Below are 24,247 nucleotides of genomic sequence, written 5' to 3'. Positions count from 1 at the left end.
GACGAGCTGACCGATGTCCGTGACCATGGCCGCCCGCGCCCATTCCGGCGCTTCCCTGTCCGCCCCGGTGCGCCGTGCCCAACCGGCGCGACGCAAGACATCCTGGCTTGGCCGGGTCGCCCGCACCGCCGGGCAGCGGCCGGGCAGGGCGCTCGTCCTGCTGACCTTCGGTATCGTCTCGATCGCCATCGTCGCCAATGCGCTGCTGTTCCAGAAGGCGCGCCATCCGGCCCCGATCCTCTCTTCGTCAGCGCCGGCCTCGCAGCCGCGGGCGACGAGCGAGCGCCGCGCCGATCATCCGGCGCCTGCTCCCGCCGTCGAGGCTCCCGCAGCGCAGCCGATCCGCCCGCCGGCGCGACCGAACGATCTCTCCCAGGCGCAAGCCACGCGCGAGGCGCAACCTCGGCCGCCGGCGCCGGTTCAGGCCGCGCCGCGGGCCGCTGCACCTGCGCCGCGCGCTGCGGCGGCTCCCGCGCGCGATCCGATCGCCGACCTGATCAACGGCGACCTGCGCCCGCCTGCGGATGTCAGAGCGGCCAGCCGTTCAGCCACAGCCCCGCGCACCTGATCGGCGGCGCCTGACATGGCGCGGCTGACCAGCGATTTCTGGGTTTCCGCCTATCTGCGGCAGGCGGCCTTCGATGGCCTCGTCGCCGTGCTGCGCCGCCGTGGCGCGCGTGAGGCCGGCGCCATCTTCGTCAAGCTCGACCGGCTGGACGGCACCGCCGCGCTCTACGCCCCGGCGCCGCAGGCGCTGGCCGAGGAGGATGGCGAGCGCCGCTTCCAGCTTCTGCTCGATTCCGATCCGCTGGCGATCGAGGATCGTGTCGCGCGGGAACTGCGCTTCGACAGCGATCTCTGGCTGGTCGAGATCGAGAACCGGACCGGCGATCCGCGGCTCGCACTCGTGAGCGGCTGATACCGCTCCAGCGAGGCGGGGTGGCTCAGCCGCGCTCGCGCCTGGCGCCGATCTTTCCGAGTACGTCCGATGTCGCCGGTTGCGCTTCCGGCCGGGCATGACCGGCGCGCGACGGCGTCCCGCTCGGGTCCATGGACGGCTGGTGCTGGCCGCGCCGCTGCGGTGCCGCGACGATCGTGCCGGCGATATGCATGGCCAGGCGGAAGGCGATGGCAGGCCTGACCGAGCGCATCAGCGCGACCAGAGCGAAGATGCGCTCGACCGAATGAGCCGTATCGTCGCCGAGCCGGATCAGGAAGCGCGTCGCTTCCTCGACCGTCGTGCCGCTCGCCGTGAGGACGAGCGCCGCCAGATCCCGCGACGCGTCGGCCGCTATGGTGCCGGCCAGCGCCGCACCACCGCCGAGATGGTCGGCGATGGCGGTGAAGGCGATGTCCCGATCCTCGGCCGCGAGGTCGAGCCAGCCGGCGAACGTCGCAGCGGACAGGGCGGGGCGCCTCTCGCTGGGATGCAGGGCTTCGCGCGCCATCAGCGATTCGAGGATCGCGAGGCGCCGTTCCGGCCCGGCATGAAGGAAAAGCGGCGCGAGTTCGAGGTTGGACAAGTCGGGGCGGGCGAGCAGACCGGGCCGATAGGTCGGCTCGGTCCGGGCCCGCGCGATCATGGTGTCGACGGCGGCGCGCGGCATCGGGGCGCTGTGATTGGCGATCAGGGTAAGGTCGAGCGCGCGATTCGCACCCGATACCAGCATGATCACGGCCTGGGCGGTGAGGTCGCTGCGGACGGCCAGGGCCGCGCGCATCGCCTCGTCGCCGGTTTCGACCAAACCTTCGAGCTCGGCCTCCGATACCGGCATGCCATGGCGAAGCAGCTCCGCCAGTACGGCGCCGCCCTTCGCGGCAAGCCCGGCGAGGACCGGCGCGGGCGTATGCGGCCAGCCGGCAAGCTTGCGCGCCAGGATGAGCGCCGTCGCCTCGTCGATGCCCGGCAGAAGCGCCTCGGCCATCTCGTTGAAAGCGGCGAGATCGTCCAAAGAGGGATGCGACGTCGAGAGCAGCAGGTCCGCTTTGACGCGCAGCGAGATCGGGCTGAGGTCGAGCCCGCCCTCGCGCGCCAGGCGAGCGAGATCGGCGAGTTCCTTGGAGACGGATGCAGGCATGACGGACTCGGGGGGGACCGGGAAACTGATAATGAATCAGCATTAATCCCCGACCGTTAAGGCTGCGTTAACCATGTCCGGGCCTGATGGGCTTGCGGGGCCTGCGACTCGGTGCTGCCCGCACCTCGCCGCCCCTCGCGTTGCAACTCTGGCGCTGGATAAGGAGGCGCATCATGGCCATCGTCATCCCCTTTGCGCCGCAGCGGCGCCTGCAGCAGGCCTCGGCCTGTTCCCTTCCGCCACGGACGGCGGACATCCTGTTCTTCACGGGCGTGCGCTACGAGCGCCCGCCCGAAGCCCGGCTGCCGGGCGCAAAATCATCCGCCAATGCCCGGCCCCGGAAGGTCGCTGCGCGGAAAAGTGCCCGCAGGCAGCCTGCGTGACACGAAGCCCGGCCAAGCTGCTGCTCGCCACGCTGGCGGCTGTGTCCGTTTCCGCCTGCACCGCCACCACGGGCGATCTCGGCCGGCCGCGCCCGACGGTCTGGTCGCAGCTCATCGCCCCCGAAACGGGCTTCTGGTCCGCGACCGCCCGCGGCGAGCAGAGTTCCTATTTCCGCCTGACCGACGACGAGGAACAGATGCGCGACCGCGCCTGGCGCTTCGTCATGCCGGCAAGCCCGAACAGCGTCTTCCAGGGCGAGGTCTCCAACCTCGCCCATACGCGCATCCTGCCGGTCGCGGCCCAGTCGACCGATGTCGGCGACTATTTCCACGGGCTGACCTCGATATCCTTCGCCTCCCAGGCCTCGCGCTACAACCGGCTGGCGGAAGATGCCAATGCCGATCGCCTGCTGATCGGCCCGTTCCGTGCCAATGCGGCACGGGTGGTGAGCATGGACCGGGTGCGGATGCGCACCGTCGAGGCCTCTCCCGATGTGCCCGTCGACAAGCAGGAACCGGCCTATGCGCGCGTCGTCGAAAACGAGGGGCTGGTCTTCTGGGTCTGCGAACGCCTCGATTTCCGCCTCCGCAGCTACCGTCACGCGCTGGTCAACCTGGTCGTCGAGATGCCCTCGCGCGAAGCCGTGAAGGCCGAGCGTGCAATCATGGCGCTGGAGATGGAAGCAAGGCCCCTCTGCCAGATGCCGCTCATCGGTACCTTCGGCGAAGGCGGCAAGCGGCCGGTCGTCTACAAGGGCTAACTCAATTCGCCAGCCCGCAGGCGACGCCCGTCGCGAGGCCCTCCGCGTCGGCCCGGTCGGAGGGCAGGCGCATCAGCACGCGCGCCACGATCAGCCCCTGTTCGGTATCGGAGACGATGCGCAGTTCCCGGCTGGTCTCGCCCTCCTCGTCGGCCGCGATGCGTTCGTCGCGCTGGGTCTCGGTCATCACCAGGAATTCGAGCGTGCCGCGGATCGCCGCCCGGTCGGTGATGGCATAGAGCACGCCGCCGCCCTGCCGGTGCAGCGTCAGGCCGAGCGGCAATGTGCCCGTGCGGGCGACCACCCGCATCGGGCCGGCGGAGAGATCGTAGCTGCAGATCGCGGTGACGACATTGGGATCGGCCTCGCGCAGGGCGGGCAGGCCGCGGGCATTGCCGGGAGAGGGGATCGGCTCGGCATGCCCTTCGATGCCAAGCTCGCGATAGGCATGAGCAGCGTCGCGCAGCGAGAGCGCCGGGATCGCCAGGATCGTGACGATATGAACGATTCCCGCGAGGATCAGCCCGGCCAGTGTCGTGATCGCGAAGCGCGCGAAGCCGGCGCGCAGGCGCGGCCGCCAGCCGGCGAAGGGCGCGCTGCGCTTTTCCGTCGGATGGTGGCTGAGGGCGCTCATCGGCAATCGAGGCGCGTGACGCGCGGCAGGTTGGCGACCCGTGTCTCGCCGGTCTGGCTCGAGATCGGCGTATCGTAGAGCCGCAGGCGAAACTGGAAGCGCCCGCTCGCCGGCAAGGGCAGCCAGTTGCCGGCTTCAGGGGTGGCTGCGGCGATGATGGCGAGCCCGCCGTCCTCGGGGCGGACGATCTCCGAATCGGTGAAGCCGGTACGCTCCAGGGGCAGGCGGAACGGCAGGCCGTCGCCATCGGTGATGCCGATGGTCCAGCCGCGCGTCGGTGGCGTCGCGCCGGACAGCCGGTAGCGGCAACGCCCGTCCAGCGCCTGTCCCGCATCGTCTCGCTCGGCGATCAGCTCGAGTCCTTCGCCGGAGCCGAATGGCAGATGGACGCCGCGGGCGAGATAGGCGCGCATATAGGGATCGACCTCGCGGCTGCCGCTGCGTGGCCAGGCCGTCCAGGCGCCGACCTCGACCCGGCCGATAGCCGGGCGCCCGGCCACCGCCCAATGGGCCGAGCCCAGCCCGAGGCCGGCGCCGAGGGCGAGGATATAGGCGAGGTCGAGAATCCGCACGCTGCCCTTCCGCCTGAGACCGCTGATTGTCTACAGAAACACACCGTCATCCCGGGCTTGACCCGGGATCCATTCCAGAGCGCTTCCGGTCAAGGTTCAGGCATGGATCCCGGATCTCCGCTTCGCTGCGTCCGGGATGACCCGCGCTTCCATGACGAAGGAGAGTTGACCGTCCGCACTCATTATCGTCAATCGCCTGCCTCTCAGCGCAGCCGTGGTTCGCTGCCCGAGATCTCGCGGATGCCGACCTGGACGGGGCGGCCGGCGCTGCGCCGCGGCTCGACGGCTTTGAACATCGAGCCGACGGCCGAGAGCACCTCGAAGGACTGGCGCGGCATATGGCCGGCCGTCGCGCCGGCCGGCCTCGTGGCGCTGCCGGCCCTGGCCACCGCCGCACCCTTCGGATCGGCTACGGGCACGCCCGGAATCGGCTTCAGCTCCAGGCCCTGATGGGCGAACTGCATGATCTCCTTCCACGTCATCGCAGGCAGCGAGCCGCCGGTCATGTTCGCGGTCTCGGTGGAATTGTCGTTGCCGAACCAGACGGCGCCGACGAGATTGCCGGAATAGCCGACATACCAGGCGTCCTTGTAGCCGTTGGTGGTGCCGGTCTTGCCGGCGGTGACGACGCCGTCGAGCGCGGCGCGCCGGCCGGTGCCCTCGGTCGGCACCTTCGAGAGCATGAAGTTCATGTCCTGCGCGACCTGGGAGCTTAGCACCTGCTTCGGCTCCGGCTCGTCGCGGTCATGGCGATAGATCACCTCGCCCTGCGAATTGGCGATCTCGATCGCCGCATAGGGCTTCGCCCGGCGCCCGCCATTGGCGAGCACGGAATAGCCCGCCGCCATGTCGATGACCGTGACCTCGGCGGCACCGATCGGCAGCGAGACCGTGTCGGTCAGCGGCGTCGTCAGGCCCATGGCGCGGGCCGTCTCGACGATCTTCCGGCGCCCGATCGCGGCCGCGCGCGCCTCATGGGTCTCCCCGGTCGCGCGGCCGATGGCGATCGACATCTGCACCGGGATCGTGTTGATCGACTTCGCCAGCGCGACGGTGAGCGGCATCGAGCCGGCATACGAGCGCCCGTAATTGTTCGGGCACCAGTTGCCGATGCAGACCGGCCGGTCGGTGACGATCGTATTCGGCTTGTAGAGCCCGGCCGAGAGCGCGGCGGCATAGACGAATGGCTTGAACGAGGAGCCGGGCTGGCGCAGGCCCGCGGTCGCGCGGTTGAACTGGCTCGCACCATAGTCCCGGCCGCCGACGATGGCGCGCACGGCCCCGTCCGGGTCCATGACCACGGTCGCTGCCTGCTTCACCCGATAGGCCGGGCCGTGCTGGCGCAGGATCGACTCGATCGCCTCGTCGGCGCGTTCCTGGATCGCGGTGTCATGCGGCGTCTTCACCGTCAGCACGCGGTCGGCGCCGAGCTTCCCTTCGGAGGCGAGCTCCTTCACCGCGTCGAAGGCCCAGTCGAGATAGTAGTCGGGGCTGGAATCGCGCTTGCGGTCGACCGGCGTTGCCGGATTGCGCTTGGCGCTGTCGACCTGGCCGGCGGTCATGAAGCCGGCATCGACCATGGCGTTGAGCACGTCGTTGGCCCGCGCCCGCGCGGCCGGCAGGTTGACATGCGGGGCGTATTTCGTCGGTGCCTTGAACAGGCCGGCGAGCATCGCGGCCTCGGCCAGCGAGACGTCCTTCACCGACTTGCCGAAGTAATACTCGGCCGCGGCGGCCGCGCCGAAGGTGCCGCCGCCCATATAGGCGCGGTCGAGATAAAGCTTGAGGATCTCGTTCTTGCTGAGCCTTGCCTCGAGCCACAGCGCCAGGAAGGCTTCCTTGATCTTGCGGTCGAGCGAGCGCTCGTTATTGAGGAAGAGGTTCTTGGCGAGCTGCTGGGTCAGCGAGGAGCCGCCCTGGACGACGCCCGAGGCCCGCGTGTTGACCAGCAGCGCCCGCGAGGTGCCGATCACATCGATGCCGAAATGGTCGTAGAAGCGGCGATCCTCGGTCGCGAGCACCGCCTTGAGCAGATGGTCCGGCATCTCCTCCAGCTTCAGGGAATCGTCGTGCCGGGCACCGCGATGGCCGATCGGCATGCCGTAGCGGTCGAGGAAGGTGACGGCGAAGACCTGGTTCCTGAGCGCGTCGTCATTGCCGATCCGAAAGGCCGGCAGGGCCAGCATCAGCAGGATCAGCGCGCCGACGATGCCGATATTCAGCCCCTCGCTGGCGAATTCGGCGGCGATGCGCTTGCCGCCGGTGACAGTCAGGCGGTCGGCGGTGCTGCGGATGCGTTCATGGATTTCACCGGCGCGGCGCCCGGCGCCCCACAGGCCGGCATCGAGCCATGAGTCTGCGGCGAGCGCGAAGCGCTTCAGCCGCGTCCTCCAGCCTGCCTTCCTGAACTCCATGGCCTTATCCAGGCTTCCTGAATGGCCCCCGGCTTAGTCCTGCCGCGTGCTTGCCATCTTGGCAACAGAAGAGCGCCGGGGAATGGACACATAAGGACGTCTCGCTGCCGGATAAGAGGCGAGACGGTAAATTTCATGGAGAAGGCAGGACGTCCGCCATAAAGGCTGTGCCGGCCCGAGACATGAACGGGCGGCAGGCAACGGCCTTCCATCTTGTCGCCTGCGGGCGCATAAGCCTGCCATGACGCAAACCCCGCCGAAACAGCAGCCGTTCTGGCTGACGACGCCGCTGGAGGCGATGTCGACGGAGCAATGGGAATCGCTCTGCGACGGCTGCGGTCGCTGCTGCCTCGTCAAGCTCGAGGACGAGGATACCGGGCGCATCTTCGCGACCGATGTCGGCTGCCGCCTGTTCGAGGCGGGCACCTGCCGCTGCCGCGATTATCCGAACCGCTCGGTGAAAGTGCCGGATTGCGTGACGCTGACGCCCGAGGATGTGCGCACGCTGCCCTGGCTGCCGCCGACCTGCGCCTATCGCCTCGTCGCCGAGGGCAAGGACCTGCCCTGGTGGCATCCGCTGGTCTCCGGCGACCCCGAGACGGTGGTCGCGGCCGGTGTCTCCGTGCGCGGCCGTGTCTTCGCCAATGAGGACGAGGTGCCTGAGGAGGAGGTCGCCGAGCGCATCGTCAATTGGCCGCTGCGCTGGCCGCGGGCTGCGCGCGGGAAGGGAGCCTGACGCAACCCGGCCGTGCTATTGCGCTGCATCAGTCGATGCTGCACACGCTCATTGATCGTTCATGTCGGTTTGGGCATGAGCGCCTCATCCCCGCTGCCGGTGACCAATGGCCATCGACGGCACGCACACGAAACTTTCAAGCCGGCGCGGCGTTTGCCCTGTCCGGTTGAACAGAAGAGGCTATGTGATGGCAGGTGGGAAGTGGGTCTATACCTTCGGCGACGGCAAGGCCGAGGGTGAGGCAGGCATGAAGAACCTGCTCGGCGGCAAGGGCGCGAACCTCGCCGAGATGAGCAATCTGGGCCTGCCCGTTCCGCCCGGCTTCACCATCACCACCGAGGTCTGCACCGCCTATTACGACAACGGCAAGAGCTTCCCGGCCGAGCTCGACGGGCAGGTCAGGACTGCGCTCGCCGGCATGGGCAAGCTTACGGGCAAGACCTTCGGCGACGCCGCCAACCCGCTCCTCGTCTCGGTCCGCTCGGGCGCGCGCGCCTCGATGCCGGGCATGATGGACACCGTCCTCAATCTCGGCCTCAACGACGAGACGGTCGAGGCTGTCGCGAAGGCCTCGGGCGACGAGCGCTTCGCCTGGGACAGCTATCGCCGCTTCATCACGATGTATTCCAACGTCGTGCTCGATATCGATCACGGCCTCTTCGAGGAGGCGCTGGAGGACTACAAGGAGCGCAAGGGCCTGCATCTCGACACCGATCTCTCGGCCGCCGACTGGAAGCTGCTGGTCGGGAAATACAAGGAGATCGTCAGGAAGGAGCTCGGCTCCGACTTCCCGCAGGACCCCGAGAAGCAGCTCTGGGGTGCGGTGGGCGCCGTCTTCTCCTCCTGGATGAACGCCCGCGCCATCAAGTATCGCGAGTTGAACAGCATCCCGGCGAGCTGGGGCACGGCGGTCAACGTCCAGTCGATGGTGTTCGGCAACATGGGCGACACCTCCGCGACCGGCGTCGCCTTCACCCGCAATCCCTCGACCGGCGAGAATGCGCTCTATGGCGAGTTCCTGATCAACGCCCAGGGCGAGGACGTCGTCGCCGGCATCCGCACGCCGCAGGACATCACCGAGGCCGCCAAGAAGGAGGCCGGCTCCGACAAGCCCTCGATGGAAGCGGAGATGCCGCAGGCCTATGCCGAGCTTTGCCGAATCTACGGCATCCTCGAGAAGCACTATCGCGACATGCAGGACATGGAGTTCACCATCCAGGAGGGCAAGCTCTGGATGCTGCAGACCCGGTCCGGCAAGCGCACCGCCAAGGCGGCTTTGCGCATCGCGGTCGAGCTCGCGACCGAGGGCCTGATCACGCAGGAAGAGGCCGTCGGCCGCGTCGAGCCCGGCGCGCTCGACCAGCTCCTGCACCCGACCATCGACCCCAAGGCCGAGCGCCGCGTGCTGACCACCGGCCTGCCGGCCTCGCCCGGCGCCGCCGCCGGCGAGATCGTGTTCAATTCCGACGATGCCGAGGCGGCGAAGAAGGCGGGCCGCAAGGTCATCCTCGTCCGCGTCGAGACGAGCCCTGAGGACATCCACGGCATGCATGCCGCCGAGGGCATCCTGACCTCGCGGGGCGGCATGACCTCGCATGCGGCGGTCGTCGCGCGCGGCATGGGCAAGCCCTGCGTTTCCGGCGCCGGCCAGCTCCGCATCGACTATGCCAAGGGCACGCTCTCGGTCGGCCCGAACACGCTGAAGGCCGGCGATTTCGTCACCATCGACGGCGGCACCGGCCAGGTCCTGCTCGGCGAGATCAAGATGCAGAAGCCGGAGCTCTCCGGCGAGTTCGCGACGCTGATGGGCTGGGCCGACAAGGTCCGCCGCCTCAAGGTCCGCGCCAATGCCGAGACGCCGGAGGACGCCAGGACTGCGCGTGAATTCGGCGCCGAGGGCATCGGTCTTTGCCGGACCGAGCACATGTTCTTCGAAGGGGATCGCATCCAGGCGGTGCGCGAGATGATCCTCGCGCAGGACGACAAGGGCAGGCGGGCTGCGCTCGCCAAGCTCCTGCCGGTGCAGCGCCAGGACTTCGTCCAGCTCTTCAGCATCATGAGCGGCCTGCCGGTGACGATCCGCCTGCTCGATCCGCCGCTGCACGAATTCCTGCCGCATGGCGAGAAGGAGATCGGCGAGGTCGCAGCCGCGCTTGGCGTCACGCCCGAGGCGCTGAAGCACCGCGCCGCCGAACTGCACGAGTTCAACCCGATGCTCGGCTTCCGCGGCTGCCGCTTGGCGGTGGCCTTCCCCGAGATCGCCGAGATGCAGGCCCGTGCCATCTTCGAGGCGGCGGTCATCGCCGCCAAGGAGACCGGCAAGCCGGTGATCCCCGAGGTGATGGTGCCGCTCGTCATGGGCAAGCCCGAGCTCGACCTGGTCAAGGCTCGTATCGACGCCATGGCCAAAGCGGTGATCGAGGAGAGCGGTACGAAGATCGACTATCAGGTCGGCACGATGATCGAACTGCCGCGCGCGGCGCTACGCGCCGCCGAGATCGCCGAGAGCGCCGAGTTCTTCTCTTTCGGCACCAACGACCTGACCCAGACGACGCTCGGCATCAGCCGCGACGACGCCTCCTCCTTCCTCGGTTCCTACACCGCCAAGGGCCTGCTCGACGCCGATCCCTTCGTCACCATCGATCAGGACGGCGTCGGCGAACTGGTGAAGCTCGCCGCCGAGCGCGGCCGCAAGACCCGTTCGGGCATCAAGCTCGGCATCTGCGGCGAGCATGGCGGCGATCCGGCCTCGATCGGCTTCTGCGAGAGCGTCGGGCTCGATTACGTCTCCTGCTCGCCCTTCCGCGTGCCGATCGCCCGCCTTGCCGCTGCGCAGGCGGCGCTGGGCGCGATCAAGCCGAAGGACGGCTGAGCCGTGGCGGGCGGGCGGCTCATCGGCTTCGGCGGGCTGCTGCTCGCTTTGAGCTGTGGCTTTGCTGTCCCGTCTCTGGCGCAGGCGCCGGATCTCTGCAGCGGGCAGCCTGCCGCGATGCAGAAGTCTTGCCGCGAAGCGTTGGAGCTGCTTGTCCAGGGCGGCAGGCCGGAGCCGGAACCGGCGCGCCGCATTCTGGCGACCGGTACTCCGGAAGGCTGGCGCTATGACTATCTTCAGCCGGGCGGAGTGGGCTCCGACGATGAGTGTGTCGTCAGCGGAGCGCTGGTGCTTCCGGCCGACACGGCCGTGCGTCTCTCGGTGACGGCGAGCGATATCATCCGTCCGTGGCGGCTGCCGCAGTTCAATCTGGACCTGACCGGGATCCCCGGCCGGATCGAGGACAAGATCATCAAGCTGCCGCCGGGTGAGGTCGGCGACCAGGCCGCGGCACCCGCGGGCGATGAGAAGCCGGTGGCGGTTCGGGTGCTGCCGCCCGATGCCTATGCCGAATGGGAGGGGCAAACACTCCCTCCGTCCTGCTTTGCCTCCGGCTGAGGGGACGCGAGCGATGTCGCGCCTGACCACCATCGGCTTCGACGCCGACGACACGCTCTGGCAGAACGAGCAGTTCTTCCGGATGACGGAGGATCGCTTCGTCGCGCTGCTCGGCGAGCACGGTGAGGCGGCCGAGATTTCCGGGCGCCTTCTGGAAGCCGAGAAGCGCAATCTCGGGTTCTACGGTTTCGGCATCAAGGGCTTCGTGCTCTCGATGGTCGAAACGGCGATCGAGGTCACGCGGGGGCAGGTTTCCGCTGCCGTCATCGGCGAGATCCTCGCCGCCGGCCGCGAGATGGCGGCCCATCCGGTCGAGACCTTGCCGCATGTCCATGAGACGCTGGCGGCGCTCTCCGGCGATTACCGGTTGGTCCTGATCACCAAGGGCGACCTCTTCGACCAGGAGCGCAAGCTCGCCCAGTCCGGCCTCGGCGATTTCTTCCACGCGGTCGAGATCGTCAGCGACAAGAAGCCGGATACCTACGATCGCATCTTCGCTCGCCATGGCGATGGGGCGGGGCAGGCGATGATGGTCGGCAATTCGCTGAAGTCCGATATCCTGCCGGCGCTGGAGGCCGGGTCATGGGCGGTGCATGTGCCGCATGAACTGACCTGGGTGTTGGAACATGCCGCGGAGCCCGTGGGACATGGCCGCTACCGCGCGATCCCGGATCTCTGCCCGCTGCGCAGTCTCATCGAACAGCTCGTTCGCTAATCTGTTCGTAGCAAGCTACCTCCGCGGGCCGCGGGATCAATCGACCCACAGGCCGCGTTTGCGGTGCCAGTCCTCGATCGATTCCTCGGGATACTCGTCGAAGCTCTGGTCGTTCGGCCCGATCGCCGGCTCGACCCAGCCGGCCTTGAAGCGCAGCATCAGGTGGGTCTTTTCGGGTGCGCGCGGCAGATGGCTGTCGATTGCGGAAGCGAAGGGGTGGAGCAGCTCCGGCCAGCGCGGGTCGAACAGCCAGAGAGCGGTGCCGCAGCTGGTGCAGAAGCGGCGCTCCGCCTGCGAGCGCTCGCAAGCCCCGTCATCGCTCTCGATCTCCGCGCTGAAGCTGCCGATCTTGTCCTCGCCTTCGACCTTCAGCGTCGCGGCGTCGGCCGAGAGGTTGATCGCGAAGCCGCCGCCGCCCGCCGTCTTGCGGCAGATCGAGCAGTAGCAGAGCTGGTAGGGGACCGGGGCATGGCTTTCGACCGAGAAATGCACGGCTCCGCAGCGGCAGGAGCCCTTGAGCGTGATCGGCATGATGTGGCCTCCTTTTCCTGCCAACCATCTGCCTGCCGGCTCGGTTCCAAGCGGCGATGGCCCCCTTGCTGGACGGTTCTTGCATTTCGTGCTACCCATGCCGATGTATGACGAGATGCGGCCGGGTTCTGGCCAATCCTCCGCGCGGGCAATCCGGTCGGCGGGCACGATTCAGATCCACCACACATCGCTACAAGACCATTGCAAGGCGTCCGCGCGTCGAGCTCTGGGTCGCAACGATACGCGGATCTGAAACGTAAGGATTCTACGCCATGGAAAAAGGCACCGTGAAGTGGTTCAACGCCACCAAGGGCTACGGCTTCATCACCCCTGAGAACGGCGGCCAGGACGTGTTCGTCCACATCTCCGCCGTCGAGCGCGCCGGCCTGCGCGAGCTGCATGACGGCCAGGTCGTCTCCTTCGAACTCGTTGCCGATCGCAAGACCGGCAAGACCTCGGCCGGCAACCTCGTCGTCGCCTGAGCCAATACCTGATCGACCGGGCGGGCCTTGAGCCATCCCGGTCCACGACAAGCCTGCCGGCGCTGTGGCTAGCGGTTCGCCGGCAGGTCCGACTATCTTTGAATTCAGGCCGGATGCGGGCCTGCGGCGCAGCCGATTCCACATGCGCCCCCCGCGATCACGGCGCCCAGAAAGCCCTTTCTTGACCAAGTTTACCGATCTCGGCCTTGCCGAGCCCCTTCTCAAGGCGCTCGCAGCCGAAGGTTATGAGACGCCCACGCCCATCCAGGCGCAGGCCATCCCCCCCATTCTCCAGGGCCGCGACCTGCTCGGCGCCGCCCAGACCGGCACCGGCAAGACCGCTGCCTTCTCGCTGCCGATGCTGCATCGGCTGCTCGGCAAGCCGCGCCAGATGCCGGCCCGCGCCGTGCGGGCGCTCATCCTGTCGCCGACGCGTGAACTCGCCGCCCAGATCGAGGCGAGCATCCGCACCTACGGCCAGTTCACCACGCTGCGCTCGACGGTGATCTTCGGCGGCGTGCCCGTCGGCAAGCAGATCCGTGCGCTCGGCGACAAGGTCGATATCCTCGTCGCCACGCCCGGCCGCCTGCTCGACCTTGTCGACCAGCGTGCCGTCTCGCTGCGCGAGATCGAGTTCCTCGTCCTCGACGAGGCCGACCAGATGCTCGATCTCGGCTTCATCCACGCGCTGCGCCGTATCGCGACCCTGATTCCGAAGGAGCGCCACACGCTGCTCTTCTCGGCGACCATGCCGAAGCCGATCCGCGAGATCGCCTCCGCCTATCTCACCGACCCGGTCGAGGTCGCGGTGGCGCCGGTCGCGACCACCGCCGAGAAGATCGACCAGCGCGTCATCTTCACGGAAGCCCACGACAAGCCGGCACTGCTGGCGAAGACGCTGAACGTGCCCGAACTCGAGCGCGCCATCGTCTTCACCCGCACCAAACACGGTGCCGACAAGGTCGTGCGCCAGCTCGGTGCGTCCGGTATCGAGGCGGCCGCGATCCACGGCAACAAGAGCCAGAGCCAGCGCGAGCGGGCGCTCGGCGCCTTCCGCGACGGTAGCTTGCGCATCCTGGTCGCCACCGACATCGCCGCCCGCGGCATCGATGTCGACGGCATCAGCCATGTCGTGAATTTCGACCTGCCGAACGTGTCGGAGACCTATGTCCACCGGATCGGCCGCACCGCGCGTGCCGGTGCGGCGGGCATCGCCATCGCCTTCTGCACCCCGGAAGAGCGCGGCGATCTCGCCGCGATTGAGAAGCTGACCAAGGTCGCGATCACCCCGATCGGCGAGGTTCCCTACTGGGACGGCCGTACGCCGAAGAAGCCGCCGCAGAACCAGCGCGGTGGCGGGCGCGGCCAGCAGCAGAACGGCGGCGGACGTGGCGGTCCAGGCCGCCCGCAGGGCCAGCAAGGTGCCCGCCCGCAGGGCCAGCAGCAGGCTCGTCCGCAAGGACAGCAGCCGCGCGGCGGCAAGCCCGGTGAGGGCGGCCAGCGTAGCCAGCCTGCTAATGGCGGTCCGCGCCAGGAGCGTCACGAACGCCCGCGTCATCCCGAGCGTGCGCCGCGCCCTGAGCAGGCCGCACAGCGAAAAGACGGCGTTTCGGCAAAAGAAGGGCTTGGCGGCGTCGCGTTCTTGCAGCAAAGAACACAGCAACCACGCACCAACGGCGCCCGGCGGCGCGCGCGCTGACGCGCGATCGGCCAGAACAGGGCGAGCCTCTTTGACGACGGCTCGCCCACGCGCCCTAGGGCTCACGAAGGACGACAGATGGCGAAAGAAGAACTGCTTGAATTCGACGGCACCGTGGTCGAGGTGCTTCCGGACGGCAACTATCGGGTGAAGCTCGATAACGAGCACATCATCCTGGCCTATGCAGCCGGCAAGATGAAGAAGAACCGCATCCGCACCATCGCGGGTGACCGCGTCATCGTCGAGATGTCGCCTTATGACCTCGATCGCGGCCGCATCAATTTCCGTCAGAAGACGGCTGGTCCCGCTCCGGGCGGCCCGCCGCGCCAGAACTTCCGCCGGCGCTGACACCATGCGCCCGTCGCGAAACGAGCTGCTGTTCGTCGCGCTGGGCGCTGCCCTCGGCGCCGTGGTCGCCTATGGGGTCAAGGCCGGCTTCGTTGCACCCGACGGAGCCTTGCCGCCCTTCGCCATCGTGCTGCTCGGGCTGGGCTTCGTCGAGTTGCTCGTCGGCTATGCAACGGGCCGTTCGCCCGGAACGCTGGTCGGCATGCCCGCCCGCTTCCTTGCCTTCGTCGTCGGCGTCTGCGTCGTCCTGCTCGGCGGCAAGTTCGCCTGAGCGGGCAGGGCGCGAGGCGTTCCTTGCGTCATGCTCGGGCTTCACCCGAGCATCTCTGGCCAAAAGGCCCCCGATCCTGCAAGAGATTCTCGGGTCTGCGCTTCGCTCCGCCCGAGAATGTCGGCCCCTTCCCCGCAAAACTGCCCAAGAAAAAACCCCGGCGCGAGGGCCGGGGTGAAAGTGGTCGTTCCGTGGTAAAAAAGGGTCTGCGTGAAACTCTGTCCCGATCCGCTCAGTAGCGGGAGCGGGACCAATACTGCGAGCCGGGGCTGACCATCACCTGGCGCTGCCTCGTCTCGTAGACGGCGGGGATCTCTTCCCGCACGACCTGGGTCGGACGCACCATCACCTGGCGCTGACGTTGCGTATAGACGGCGGGGACCGTCTCGTAATCGATGGTGGCCGGCGATACCTCGACGCGGCGGCTCTGGTAGCCGTAGCGGGCGGGTACATCGACCCAGCAGCCGACTGTATTGCCATAGGCGTCGCGGGTCACTTCCCAGCGGCGGCCGGCAGCCGAGATCAGCACCTTCTCCGTCACGGTCTCGTAGACGGCGGCGCGGTGATGCGGGATGCGACGCTCGGGAGCGATCATCACATTGTCGGTCACGGTCTCGTATTCGGCCGGGACGACGCGGCGCTGCACCTGTGCCGGGCGAACCTGGTAGGTCTCGTTGATCGAGCCATAGACCGGCGGCGCGGTAACCAGGTTGTAGCAGGCGGAGCCGCGGCAGCCGCCACCGGCCTGGGCGACCGAGGCGCCGAGCAGAAGCGCCGTCGCGAGGCTGGAAGCGGCGATGAACCCTGAGGAAAGCGAGCGCACCATGTTGGACCTGACCTGTCGGTTTCGGCGCCAGGCGCCGTTCGTTGAGGACAGGAAGCCCGCTCGAAGTGATGAACGCAAGGTAAACGCTAAAACAAGGTAAAATTAACCAGTTCGGCGCGGCCCGCGCATTCATGCAGATTGCGTCCAAGTAAAGGTAAACGCTCGATTTTTAGGGATCCGAAGGGCGGCCGACGGGGCGGCTGGGAGCGCTCCCGATATTAACGGCGGCGATCGAAGCGGCCTGCGGCCTGCTCGATCCCGTGCCCTTCGAACGAAGGATGCAGGGCCCGTGATCGTCCCGCTATGACACCCGAAAGGCATGGCCCAAACGCATGCCGCGGCCTCGGGCTGGCTCGTTGAGGGAAAAGGTCGCTGCGTCGCTTTTGCCGGAAGGTCACATGGACGATCTCAAGGACAACGCGTTCGTCGCGCTCTGCCTCGGCCTGGCTGGGGTCGTGACGCTCGCCTGGATCGGTGTGGTCGGTTACGGCGTCTGGCATTTCCTGTTCGGATAGCTCATCGCCTGCCGTACCGTTTCAGGGAAGGCGATGGTCCGGGCCCACCAATGGCCGGCAGCGGCGGTTCGGGCGATCAGGTCTGCCCCGGCCGTAGCTGATAGAAGACGTGCTGGCCGATCGTGTCCATCTTCTTGAGCTTCTTCGCCCAGTACGGACGCACGTAGTTCGCGTGGTAGTGAGTCGAGGCCCCGACATCCGGCAGGTAGGTCGTGCCGTCATAGACCTCGCGCGCGATCCTGACCGCATCGCGCCAGGAGGCAGGCTCGGTGATGCGCAGCGACTTGCCCTCGCAGGTGAAGGTGAACTGGCAGGCGAGATAGCGGTTGCTGTTCTGGTAGACCACCCCGCAGACGCTGCTCGGATAGAGCCCGCTCTTGACCCGGTTCAGCACGACCTGCGCCACGGCCGCCTGGCCGAGGAGCGATTCCGAGCGGGCCTCGAAATAGACGGCTTCCGCGAGGCAGCGCTGCTCCTTCGCCATGCTCTCCGGCGCGATCAACTGGGTATAGTCCTGCTTCACGCCGGGCTCGGCCAGCCGCAGGTCGCGACCGGCCGGCGCCGAGGCGAGCGCGATGCGTGCGCGCTGCTGCTGGGGTGCGGAGTGAGCGGGCAGAGCCGGCGGCGTGAGCGTGCCCATGACGGAGCCGACGAGCGGCGTCGACGACGAGACCTGGCTTGCCGCTGGCACCAGGGGCGAGGAACCGTCGATGCTTTCCAGATGCAGCTCGGCCTGCCGCGCCGAATGGATCTTCGGCTTCAATGGCGATACCGGCGAGGAATCCGACAGGGCCGGATCGGTCAATCCCTCGTCATTGGCGTCGAGCTCGAAGCCGATCTGCGGCCCGTCGATGGCTTCGGCCGCGCGCATCGCATCGATCGAGAATCCGCCCGAAATCAGCTTCGGCTGGGTCTCGCCGAAGACCACGCGCTCCAGCTCGACGGAAGGATGTTCGGTGAGGCCCGGCCGCAGGCTCGGCAGCATGTCGCCCTTGGCGGTGCGGTCGACCTCGGGAAAGGTCGCCGCGGCGGAGCGCTTCATGTCCTCGCGCGGCGCGCGCGGGTCGACGACGATGCGGCGCTCCGGATCTTCGAAGGAGAGTTTCGCCTGCGTGACGGCCGAGGTCAGGGCGAGGCCCGGTAGCCGGAAAGCGCTGGCGGCGACCAGCATGGACGGACCCTCGGCCAGTTCCGAGACGGGGCCGGGCGCGACCCGGGCAATGGCGCTCGACGGTAGGCCGTTGGGCCCGAAATTCTGGCCGGCGGAGGCGGTGAAGGACACGAGCATGCCGACGGACAGGGCCCAGGGCGCGACGGTGCTCGCGGCCCATCTGATGCCGAGGGGGCGCGCATTCCGCCCATGCCTGTGGACACGCCAATGACTCAAAGCGACAAAACCCGTCCCGATCGCACGGAACGAAAAGCGCAGCCGAACCCGCGCGCCTTCGTTGGATTCCGTTATCGCCTCGGTAAGGTTGAGCGCCGGTTAACGGCCGCTGCGCCTCTTGTCTTTCATCTGTCGCCGTGATGCGAGATTTCACGAAATCGCGCTGGTTGCCGTGCGGGCAGGGCGCTAACGTGTAGGCACACATTTGATGCTTCGGAGACATCCATGACGCCCACTCCAGCGCGCAGCTATGCTCCGGAGATCATCGTCGCGGCCGGCTGCCTGATCGCCCTGATCACCTTCGGCCCGCGGGCCAGCGCCGGCCTGTTCCAGATTCCGATGACGGTCCAGTTCAACTGGGGCCGCGATACGTTCAGCCTGGCACTGGCGATCCAGAACCTGCTCTGGGGCCTCGGAGCTCCCTTCGCCGGGGCGATCGCGGACCGTTACGGCACGGTGCGCGTGCTCTGCGTCGGCGCGCTGCTCTATGCCGGCGGTCTCGTCATGATGGCCTATGCGACGACGCCGCTGCAGCTCCATCTCGGCGCCGGCGTGCTGATCGGTTTCGGCCTCTCGGCCTGTTCGTTCAACCTCGTGCTCGCTGCCTTCGGCAAGCTCCTGCCGGAACAATGGCGGCCGATGGCCTTCGGCGCCGGCACGGCCGCCGGCTCCTTCGGCCAGTTCCTGTTCCCGCCGATCGGCAACATCCTGATCGACACGCTGGGCTGGCAGCAGGCGCTCGTCGTCTTCGCCTTCACGCTGCTGCCGATCCTGCCGATCTCGATCGTCATGGCGACGCGCAAGACCGGCGCTGCGGCCGGTGCCGCCGCGGCCAATCTGCCCAACCAGACCATCGTTCAGGCGCTGGGCGAGGCCTTCAAGCATCGCAGCTACGTGCTGCTCGTGCTCGGCTTCTTCACCTGCGGCTTCCAGCTCGCCTTCATCACCGTGCACATGCCGGCCTATCTCAAGGATGCCGGCCTGCCGGCCTGGGTCGGCGGCTGGACCTTGGCCGTGATCGGCCTCGCCAATGCCGTCGGCTCGCTCTCCTCGGGCTGGCTTTCGACACGGATGCCGAAGCGCCATCTCCTCGCCTGGATCTATCTCGGCCGGGCGGTGGCGATCGCCGCCTTCATCCTGCTGCCTCCCAGTCCGACGACGGCGATCACCTTCGGCGTCGTGATCGGCCTGTTCTGGCTCTCGACCGTGCCGCCGACCTCCTCGCTGGTCATGCTGATGTTCGGCACGAAATACATGGCGATGCTTTATGGCTTCGCCTTCTTCTCGCACCAGGTTGGCGGGTTCCTCGGTGTCTGGCTCGGCGGCGTGCTCTACGAATCGATGGGCAATTACCAGTTCGTCTGGTGGCTCTCGGTTGCGCTCGGTGTCGCCTCGGCCCTGATCAACCTGCCGATCGTCGAGAAGCCGGTGAACAGGCCGGAAGCGCAGCCGGCCTGATCGGGAAGACTGACCTACACACGGCCGATGGGGTTGCGGTGGCGCCACGCCGCTGCAACCTTGTCGGCGTTCGTGTTTGTGCATTTCGGAGATGGTGATGACGACGTTCAAGGCTCTCGTGGCGACCAAGGGCGAGACGGGGACCAATCTCGCCTTCACCGATTTCGCCGAGAGCGACCTGATGGAGGGCGACGTCACCGTCCGCGTCACCCATTCGACGGTGAACTACAAGGATGGCCTCGCCATCACCGGCAAGGCCCCGGTGGTGCGTCGCTGGCCGATGATCCCCGGCATCGACTTCGCCGGCCGGGTCGAAGCGTCCGACCATCCGGATTTCAAGCCGGGCGACCTCGTCGTGCTCAATGGCTGGGGCACCGGCGAAACTCATCTCGGCGCCTACGCCCAGAAGAGCCGGGTCAAGGGCGACTGGCTGGTGCCGCTGCCGGCAGGGCTGACGCCCGCCGAGGCGATGGCGATCGGTACTGCCGGCTATACCGCGATGCTCTGTGTGCTCTCGCTCGAGCGGCACGGCCTCAAGCCCGCCGACGGTCCCGTCGTCGTCACCGGCGCGGCCGGCGGCGTCGGGTCGGTCGCGATCGCGCTGCTGGCCAAGGCCGGCTGGCATGTCATCGCCTCGACCGGGCGGGCCGAGGAAGCCGATTACCTGAAGAGCCTCGGCGCCGCCGAGGTCATCGACCGCAACGAGCTTTCCGCGCCGGGCCGTCCGCTCGGCAAGGAGCGCTGGATTGCCGGCGTCGATGCCGTCGGCTCGCACACCCTCGCGAACCTGCTCGCCATGACGAAATATGGCGGCGCCATCGCCGCCTGCGGCCTCGCCCAGGGCATGGACCTGCCGGCCTCGGTCGCACCCTTCATCCTGCGCGGCGTCGCCCTGCTCGGCGTCGATTCGGTGATGTGTCCGAAGCCGCGCCGGATCGAGGCGTGGGCGCGCCTCGCCAGCGATCTCGACCGCGACAAGCTCGGCCTGATCACGACGACGATTCCGCTGGACGCCGTGATCGAGACCGGCAAGGCCATCGTCGAGGGCAAGGTCAAGGGCCGGGTGGTCGTCGAGATCGGCTGAGGCCTACCCCTCGAACAGCGCGCGCTGCCGTGCGAGCTCGTTGCTGCAGAAATCCATGAAGGCGCGCACGCGCGGCACATGCCGGATATCGGGATGGGTCAGCACCCATAAGCCGGTGGCGAAATCCGGATTGGGCGGCAGGAGCCGGATCAGGTCCGGCCGCTGGTCGGCGATGAAGCAGGGTAAAGGCCCGATGCCGAGCCCCTGCGCGACCGCTTCCGCGATGCCGAGAACGGCCGAGCTCTTCAGCGCGATCCGTTCCGGCGCGACATGCTCGCGCACGAAGCGTGCCGCCTTCACATGCGAGAGCTGGTCGCCGAGCGCGACCCAGTCGCGCTGGTAGAGCAGCGCCGGGCTCGCCTCCTCCTCCGTCGTGATGCCGTCCTGCGCGCGGCCATAGATCGCCCAGGCGATGGTGGCGATACGCCGGCCGACCAATGTCTCGCCCGGCGTGTCGCTGGCGCGGATCGCGATATCGGCGTCGCGTTTCGACAGGTTGAGCGCCTGGTTGCCGATGACGACATCGAGCCGGATCAGCGGGTGCGCCCGGCGAAACGCCGCGAAGATCGGCAGCAGCACGTTCTGGTAGAGCGTGTCCGTTGTCGTGATCCGCAATTCGCCGGATGGAGCGACGTCGCGCCCGGCGAGGCGCCGGGCGAAGGCGGTGACATCCTCGTCCATGCGGCTGGCCAGCGCCGCCATCTCTGCGCCGGCGACCGTCGCGACATAGCCGGTCTTGCGCCGCTCGAAGAGCGGCAGTCCTACCAGTTCCTCGATTTGCCCGAGCCGCCGGAACACGGTGGAATGGTTGACGGAGAGCGCCGCTGCCGCCCCGGTCAGCCCGTCATGATCGGCAATGGCCTTGATCAGTCGGAAATCGTCCCAGGCAAGCTTGGCATTCATCGGTAAGGCGTCCTCCAGTCGGCACGCAAGCCGATATCTTGCATCGTTGCAAGCTGGAGGAATTCAAATCCCGGAGAGCGGGGCTCAGCGTGGCGCGGCGGCGCGCCGCAAACGGTCGTTGATCGCCTCGCCGAGCCCATGCTCGGGAATGCGGGCGACTGCGATGGTCTTCCGCCCGATCTCATCGAGCTGGCGCATGTATCCAAAGAGATGGGCGGCTGCTTCGCGGAGGTCGGCGGTGGGGCTCAGATTGAGCGAGGCAGGGTATTCGCGCTCCCCGGGGCCGAAGCCGAGCCAGGCCTCGCCGTCATGAGGTGCGTCGGCATCCAGCCTCACGCGCGCCGCGGGCGCATAATGCGAGGCGAGCATGCCGGGCGAGATCGGCGCATGGCCGGCATCGCCCGCGATGACGAGCGGTCGGCCGATCACATGCTCGATCGCCTCCCGCGGCACCCCGCCGGGGCGCAGCAGCCGCGGCGCGCCGTCGAGGCAGGCGACGATGGTCGATTCGACGCCGACCTCGGTCGGGCCCGCATCGATGACGGCGTCGATGCGTCCATCGAGATCGGCCATCACATGGGCCGCGCTGGTCGCGCTGATCCGGCCGGAGCGGTTGGCGGAGGGCGCCGCGATCGGCCGCCCGGCCGCCTCCAGCACTGCATGTGCGACCGGATGGGCCGGAACGCGCAAGGCGACGGAGGGAAGTCCCGCCCGCGCCAGATCGCTCACCGTGCAGCCCGGCGAGGCCGGCACGACAAGCGTCAAGGGCCCTGGCCAGAAGGCTTGCGCCAGCGCCAGCGCGTTCGCATCGAACAGGCCCTGCCGGCGCGCGCTCATGAGATTCGGCAGGTGCGAGATCAGCGGGTTGAAGCTCGGCCGCTCCTTGGCGGCGTAGATGCCGGCGACGGCGGTGCCGGAGGTCGCGTCGGCCGCAAGTCCGTAGACGGTTTCCGTCGGCAGCGCCACGAGCCCGCCCGCCTGCAGCAGCGCCGCCGCATCGGCGATGCCGGAGGCATCGGCGGCGAGCAGCTTGGTCGGGCGGGAGGCGAGCATCTGATGGTTCACGACGAGATTGACCGAAGATAGTTTATATATAAACTAATCGGCGAGCAGGCCTTCGGACGAAGGTCGCGCTCGCTTGCGCGTGGCTTAGGCGATAGTTCCTCGCTACCATCGCGGCAATGGCAAATGCAGGTTGCAGCTGCCCTTGCGGGTTCATGCCGGCCTTGAGGAGAGAGAGATGAGCTATCGCGCCCCGGTTTCGGACATGCTCTCGACCATGCGCCATGTCGCGGGCCTTGATCGACTGATCGCTGATGGGCTGGCGCCGGAGCTCGAAGGCGGGGTCGCTGAGGCCGTGCTCGACGAGGCTGCGAAGTTCGCCGCCGATGTGATCGCACCGCTGAACCGCGTGGGGGATGCCCACGGCTCCAAGCTGAAGGACGGCGCCGTCACCACGCCGCCGGGCTGGAAGGAGGCCTACAAGGCCTGGGCCGAGGCCGGCTGGAACGCATTGCCGGCGCCGGAAGCCTATGGCGGGCAGGGATTGCCGACGCTGCTGCAATCGGCCTGCATCGAGATGTGGAACTCCGCCGCCTTCGCCTTCGCGCTCGGCCCGCTGCTGACCGTCGGTGCCATCGAGGCGATCCATGCCCATGGCTCGGACCATCTCAAGGAGACCTATCTCGCCAAGCTCGTCTCCGGCGAATGGATGGGCACGATGAACCTGACCGAGCCGCAGGCGGGCTCGGACCTCAACGCGCTGCGCAGCAAGGCCGAGCGCGTCGGTGACGGCACCTACCGCATCACCGGCCAGAAGATCTTCATCACCTATGGTGAGCACGACCTGACCGAGAACATCGTCCATCTCGTGCTGGCGCGCCTGCCCGACGCCCCTCCCGGCACGCGCGGCATCTCGCTCTTCCTCGTGCCGAAATTCATGGTCAATGCCGATGGTTCGCTCGGCGCGCATAACGACCTGCGCTGCTCCGGCATCGAGCACAAGCTCGGCATCCATGCCTCGCCGACCTGCTCGATGGCCTTCGGCGACAAGGACGGGGCGATCGGCTGGCTGATCGGCGAAGAGAACCGCGGCCTCGCCTGCATGTTCACGATGATGAACAACGCCCGCCTCAACGTCGCGCTGCAGGGCGTTGCCATCGCGGAACGTGCCTATCAGCAGGCGCTCGCCTTCGCGCATGAGCGCAAGCAGGGCGCGGCGCTCGATGCTCCAAAGGGCGCGCCGATGAGCCCGATCATCGTCCATCCGGACGTGCGCCGCATGCTGATGGACATGCGCGCCAAGACTCAAGGCGCCCGCGCCATTTCCTATCAGGTCGCCGAGGCGCTCGACCGCTCGCATCGCGAGACCGACGAGGCGAGGCGCAAGGCCGCTTCCGAACGCGCCGCCATCCTGACGCCGATCGCCAAGGCCTATGCGACGGATATCGGCATCGATGTCGCCTCGACCGGCGTGCAGGTCCATGGAGGCATGGGGTTCATCGAGGAAACCGGCGCAGCCCAGCATCTGCGCGACGCCCGCATCGCCGCGATCTACGAAGGCACCAACGGCATCCAGGCAATCGACCTCGTCACCCGCAAGCTGCCGCTGTCGCAGGGCGATGCGGTGCATGCTCTGATCAACGAGATGCGCGGCATCGTCATGGAAGTCGAGCGTGCCAACACGCCGGGCTTCGGCCATGCTGCCGCCCGGCTTGGCGCGGCTGTCGATGCGCTGGAGCGCGCGACCGAGTGGATGCTCGGCGCACTCGGCGGCAAGCCGGCCGACGCGCTGGCGGGTGCCACCCCCTATCTCAAGCTCTTCGCGCTGGCGCAGGGCGGCACGGGTCTCGCGAAGAAGGCGCTCGCCACCCGTTCGGAAGCCGACGGCACTGCCGATCTCGCCACCGCCCGCTTCTATGCCGAATGCATCGCGACCGAGGCTCCGGCCTTGGAACTCGCGGTCACGGAAGGTGCCGGCGCCATCGCCGATGCGGCTGCGGTCTTCGCCGCGTGAAAGC

The 24,247-nt window shown here is 67.9% G+C and carries 24 protein-coding genes; 15 read left to right on the top strand and 9 right to left on the bottom strand.

Features of this window, described 5'->3' with window-relative positions; translation table 11 throughout:
* Window positions 1-13 precede the first annotated feature (13 nt).
* Window positions 14-568 carry a hypothetical protein gene (locus BLQ70_RS03655; RefSeq protein ID WP_091855837.1) on the top strand — a complete coding sequence of 185 codons (555 nt, stop codon included), beginning with the start codon at window positions 14-16 and terminating at the stop codon, window positions 566-568.
* Between the two features lie 15 nt (window positions 569-583).
* Window positions 584-919 (top strand): DUF1491 family protein, encoded by a 336-nt coding sequence (locus BLQ70_RS03650; protein ID WP_091855836.1) that lies wholly within the window; start codon window positions 584-586, stop codon window positions 917-919.
* 25 nt (window positions 920-944) lie between these two features.
* Here the strand turns inward: BLQ70_RS03650 and BLQ70_RS03645 are convergent, their stop codons facing one another.
* Window positions 945-2,078, bottom strand: coding sequence for a DUF2336 domain-containing protein (locus tag BLQ70_RS03645; RefSeq protein ID WP_091855835.1), 1,134 nt, complete (start codon window positions 2,076-2,078; stop codon window positions 945-947).
* Between the two features lie 173 nt (window positions 2,079-2,251).
* Between BLQ70_RS03645 and BLQ70_RS03640 the strand changes: the two genes are divergently transcribed.
* Together BLQ70_RS03640 and BLQ70_RS03635 are read left to right on the top strand one after the other, a co-directional pair.
* On the top strand, window positions 2,252-2,461 hold the full coding sequence (locus BLQ70_RS03640; RefSeq protein WP_091855834.1) for a hypothetical protein: 210 nt from the start codon (window positions 2,252-2,254) through the stop codon (window positions 2,459-2,461).
* On the top strand, window positions 2,458-3,222 hold the full coding sequence (locus tag BLQ70_RS03635) for a hypothetical protein (protein ID WP_091855833.1): 765 nt from the start codon (window positions 2,458-2,460) through the stop codon (window positions 3,220-3,222). The genes BLQ70_RS03640 and BLQ70_RS03635 overlap by 4 nt, the downstream gene beginning before the upstream one ends.
* 1 nt (window position 3,223) lies before the next feature.
* Here the strand turns inward: BLQ70_RS03635 and BLQ70_RS03630 are convergent, their stop codons facing one another.
* The 3 genes from BLQ70_RS03630 to BLQ70_RS03620 all read right to left on the bottom strand — a co-directional run bounded on the left by BLQ70_RS03630 (window position 3,224) and on the right by BLQ70_RS03620 (window position 6,842).
* The gene (locus tag BLQ70_RS03630) at window positions 3,224-3,856 is read right to left on the bottom strand and encodes a DUF1254 domain-containing protein (protein WP_091855832.1); all 633 of its coding nucleotides are present in this window, start codon (window positions 3,854-3,856) and stop codon (window positions 3,224-3,226) included.
* On the bottom strand, window positions 3,853-4,428 hold the full coding sequence (locus BLQ70_RS03625; protein WP_061964704.1) for a DUF1214 domain-containing protein: 576 nt from the start codon (window positions 4,426-4,428) through the stop codon (window positions 3,853-3,855). Before BLQ70_RS03625 ends, BLQ70_RS03630 begins: the two co-directional genes overlap by 4 nt.
* A gap of 203 nt (window positions 4,429-4,631) precedes the next feature.
* The gene (locus BLQ70_RS03620) at window positions 4,632-6,842 is read right to left on the bottom strand and encodes a transglycosylase domain-containing protein (RefSeq protein ID WP_091855831.1); all 2,211 of its coding nucleotides are present in this window, start codon (window positions 6,840-6,842) and stop codon (window positions 4,632-4,634) included.
* A gap of 241 nt (window positions 6,843-7,083) precedes the next feature.
* Between BLQ70_RS03620 and BLQ70_RS03615 the strand changes: the two genes are divergently transcribed.
* The 4 genes from BLQ70_RS03615 to BLQ70_RS03600 all read left to right on the top strand — a co-directional run bounded on the left by BLQ70_RS03615 (window position 7,084) and on the right by BLQ70_RS03600 (window position 11,723).
* Window positions 7,084-7,578: a YcgN family cysteine cluster protein gene (locus tag BLQ70_RS03615; RefSeq protein WP_061964701.1), complete on the top strand. Its 495-nt coding sequence runs from the start codon at window positions 7,084-7,086 to the stop codon at window positions 7,576-7,578.
* Window positions 7,579-7,765: 187 nt separating this feature from the next.
* Window positions 7,766-10,450, top strand: coding sequence for a pyruvate, phosphate dikinase (gene ppdK / locus BLQ70_RS03610; RefSeq protein WP_091855830.1), 2,685 nt, complete (start codon window positions 7,766-7,768; stop codon window positions 10,448-10,450).
* A gap of 3 nt (window positions 10,451-10,453) precedes the next feature.
* The gene (locus BLQ70_RS03605; protein ID WP_091855829.1) at window positions 10,454-11,008 is read left to right on the top strand and encodes a cupredoxin domain-containing protein; all 555 of its coding nucleotides are present in this window, start codon (window positions 10,454-10,456) and stop codon (window positions 11,006-11,008) included.
* Between the two features lie 13 nt (window positions 11,009-11,021).
* Window positions 11,022-11,723 (top strand): HAD family hydrolase, encoded by a 702-nt coding sequence (locus tag BLQ70_RS03600; protein WP_091855828.1) that lies wholly within the window; start codon window positions 11,022-11,024, stop codon window positions 11,721-11,723.
* Window positions 11,724-11,759: 36 nt separating this feature from the next.
* Here BLQ70_RS03600 and BLQ70_RS03595 read toward each other — a convergent pair whose 3' ends face one another.
* On the bottom strand, window positions 11,760-12,254 hold the full coding sequence (locus BLQ70_RS03595; protein WP_061964694.1) for a GFA family protein: 495 nt from the start codon (window positions 12,252-12,254) through the stop codon (window positions 11,760-11,762).
* A gap of 272 nt (window positions 12,255-12,526) precedes the next feature.
* Between BLQ70_RS03595 and BLQ70_RS03590 the strand changes: the two genes are divergently transcribed.
* The 4 genes from BLQ70_RS03590 to BLQ70_RS03575 all read left to right on the top strand — a co-directional run bounded on the left by BLQ70_RS03590 (window position 12,527) and on the right by BLQ70_RS03575 (window position 15,054).
* Complete coding sequence (locus BLQ70_RS03590; RefSeq protein ID WP_061964689.1) at window positions 12,527-12,736, top strand: cold-shock protein; 210 nt, start codon at window positions 12,527-12,529, stop codon at window positions 12,734-12,736.
* Window positions 12,737-12,917: 181 nt separating this feature from the next.
* The gene (locus BLQ70_RS03585) at window positions 12,918-14,435 is read left to right on the top strand and encodes a DEAD/DEAH box helicase (protein ID WP_082617058.1); all 1,518 of its coding nucleotides are present in this window, start codon (window positions 12,918-12,920) and stop codon (window positions 14,433-14,435) included.
* A gap of 78 nt (window positions 14,436-14,513) precedes the next feature.
* Window positions 14,514-14,783 (top strand): translation initiation factor IF-1, encoded by a 270-nt coding sequence (gene infA, locus BLQ70_RS03580; protein WP_061964687.1) that lies wholly within the window; start codon window positions 14,514-14,516, stop codon window positions 14,781-14,783.
* 4 nt (window positions 14,784-14,787) lie between these two features.
* On the top strand, window positions 14,788-15,054 hold the full coding sequence (locus BLQ70_RS03575) for a hypothetical protein (RefSeq protein WP_091855827.1): 267 nt from the start codon (window positions 14,788-14,790) through the stop codon (window positions 15,052-15,054).
* A gap of 232 nt (window positions 15,055-15,286) precedes the next feature.
* Here the strand turns inward: BLQ70_RS03575 and BLQ70_RS03570 are convergent, their stop codons facing one another.
* Together BLQ70_RS03570 and BLQ70_RS03565 are read right to left on the bottom strand one after the other, a co-directional pair.
* Entirely contained in the window at window positions 15,287-15,880 is a 594-nt protein-coding gene (locus BLQ70_RS03570) for a hypothetical protein (RefSeq protein ID WP_091855826.1), read from the bottom strand.
* A 591-nt stretch (window positions 15,881-16,471) separates the two neighbouring features.
* Complete coding sequence (locus BLQ70_RS03565) at window positions 16,472-17,677, bottom strand: cell wall hydrolase (RefSeq protein ID WP_170843295.1); 1,206 nt, start codon at window positions 17,675-17,677, stop codon at window positions 16,472-16,474.
* Between the two features lie 330 nt (window positions 17,678-18,007).
* On the opposite strand from BLQ70_RS03565, the gene BLQ70_RS03560 reads away from it, so the two are divergent.
* Together BLQ70_RS03560 and acuI are read left to right on the top strand one after the other, a co-directional pair.
* Window positions 18,008-19,240 (top strand): MFS transporter, encoded by a 1,233-nt coding sequence (locus tag BLQ70_RS03560; RefSeq protein ID WP_091855824.1) that lies wholly within the window; start codon window positions 18,008-18,010, stop codon window positions 19,238-19,240.
* A 97-nt stretch (window positions 19,241-19,337) separates the two neighbouring features.
* A complete protein-coding gene (acuI, locus tag BLQ70_RS03555) occupies window positions 19,338-20,324 on the top strand; it encodes an acrylyl-CoA reductase (NADPH) (protein WP_091856163.1) in 987 nt (328 codons plus the stop codon).
* A gap of 3 nt (window positions 20,325-20,327) precedes the next feature.
* Here the strand turns inward: acuI and BLQ70_RS03550 are convergent, their stop codons facing one another.
* Window positions 20,328-21,227 carry a LysR family transcriptional regulator gene (locus tag BLQ70_RS03550; protein WP_061964675.1) on the bottom strand — a complete coding sequence of 300 codons (900 nt, stop codon included), beginning with the start codon at window positions 21,225-21,227 and terminating at the stop codon, window positions 20,328-20,330.
* 84 nt (window positions 21,228-21,311) lie between these two features.
* Window positions 21,312-22,280 carry an L-threonylcarbamoyladenylate synthase gene (locus BLQ70_RS03545; RefSeq protein ID WP_091855823.1) on the bottom strand — a complete coding sequence of 323 codons (969 nt, stop codon included), beginning with the start codon at window positions 22,278-22,280 and terminating at the stop codon, window positions 21,312-21,314.
* Window positions 22,281-22,467: 187 nt separating this feature from the next.
* Here BLQ70_RS03545 and BLQ70_RS03540 point away from each other — a divergent pair, with 187 nt between their 5' ends.
* Window positions 22,468-24,243: an acyl-CoA dehydrogenase family protein gene (locus tag BLQ70_RS03540; protein ID WP_091855822.1), complete on the top strand. Its 1,776-nt coding sequence runs from the start codon at window positions 22,468-22,470 to the stop codon at window positions 24,241-24,243.
* Window positions 24,244-24,247: the final 4 nt, after the last annotated feature.

Origin of the sequence: Allobosea robiniae (genome assembly GCF_900102525.1) — a bacterium.
In the GTDB taxonomy this organism is placed as follows: Bacteria; Pseudomonadota; Alphaproteobacteria; order Rhizobiales; family Beijerinckiaceae; genus Allobosea; species Allobosea robiniae.
Note: the sequence above shows the minus strand (reverse complement) of the source record. Positions and strands in the feature narration are given on the sequence as shown.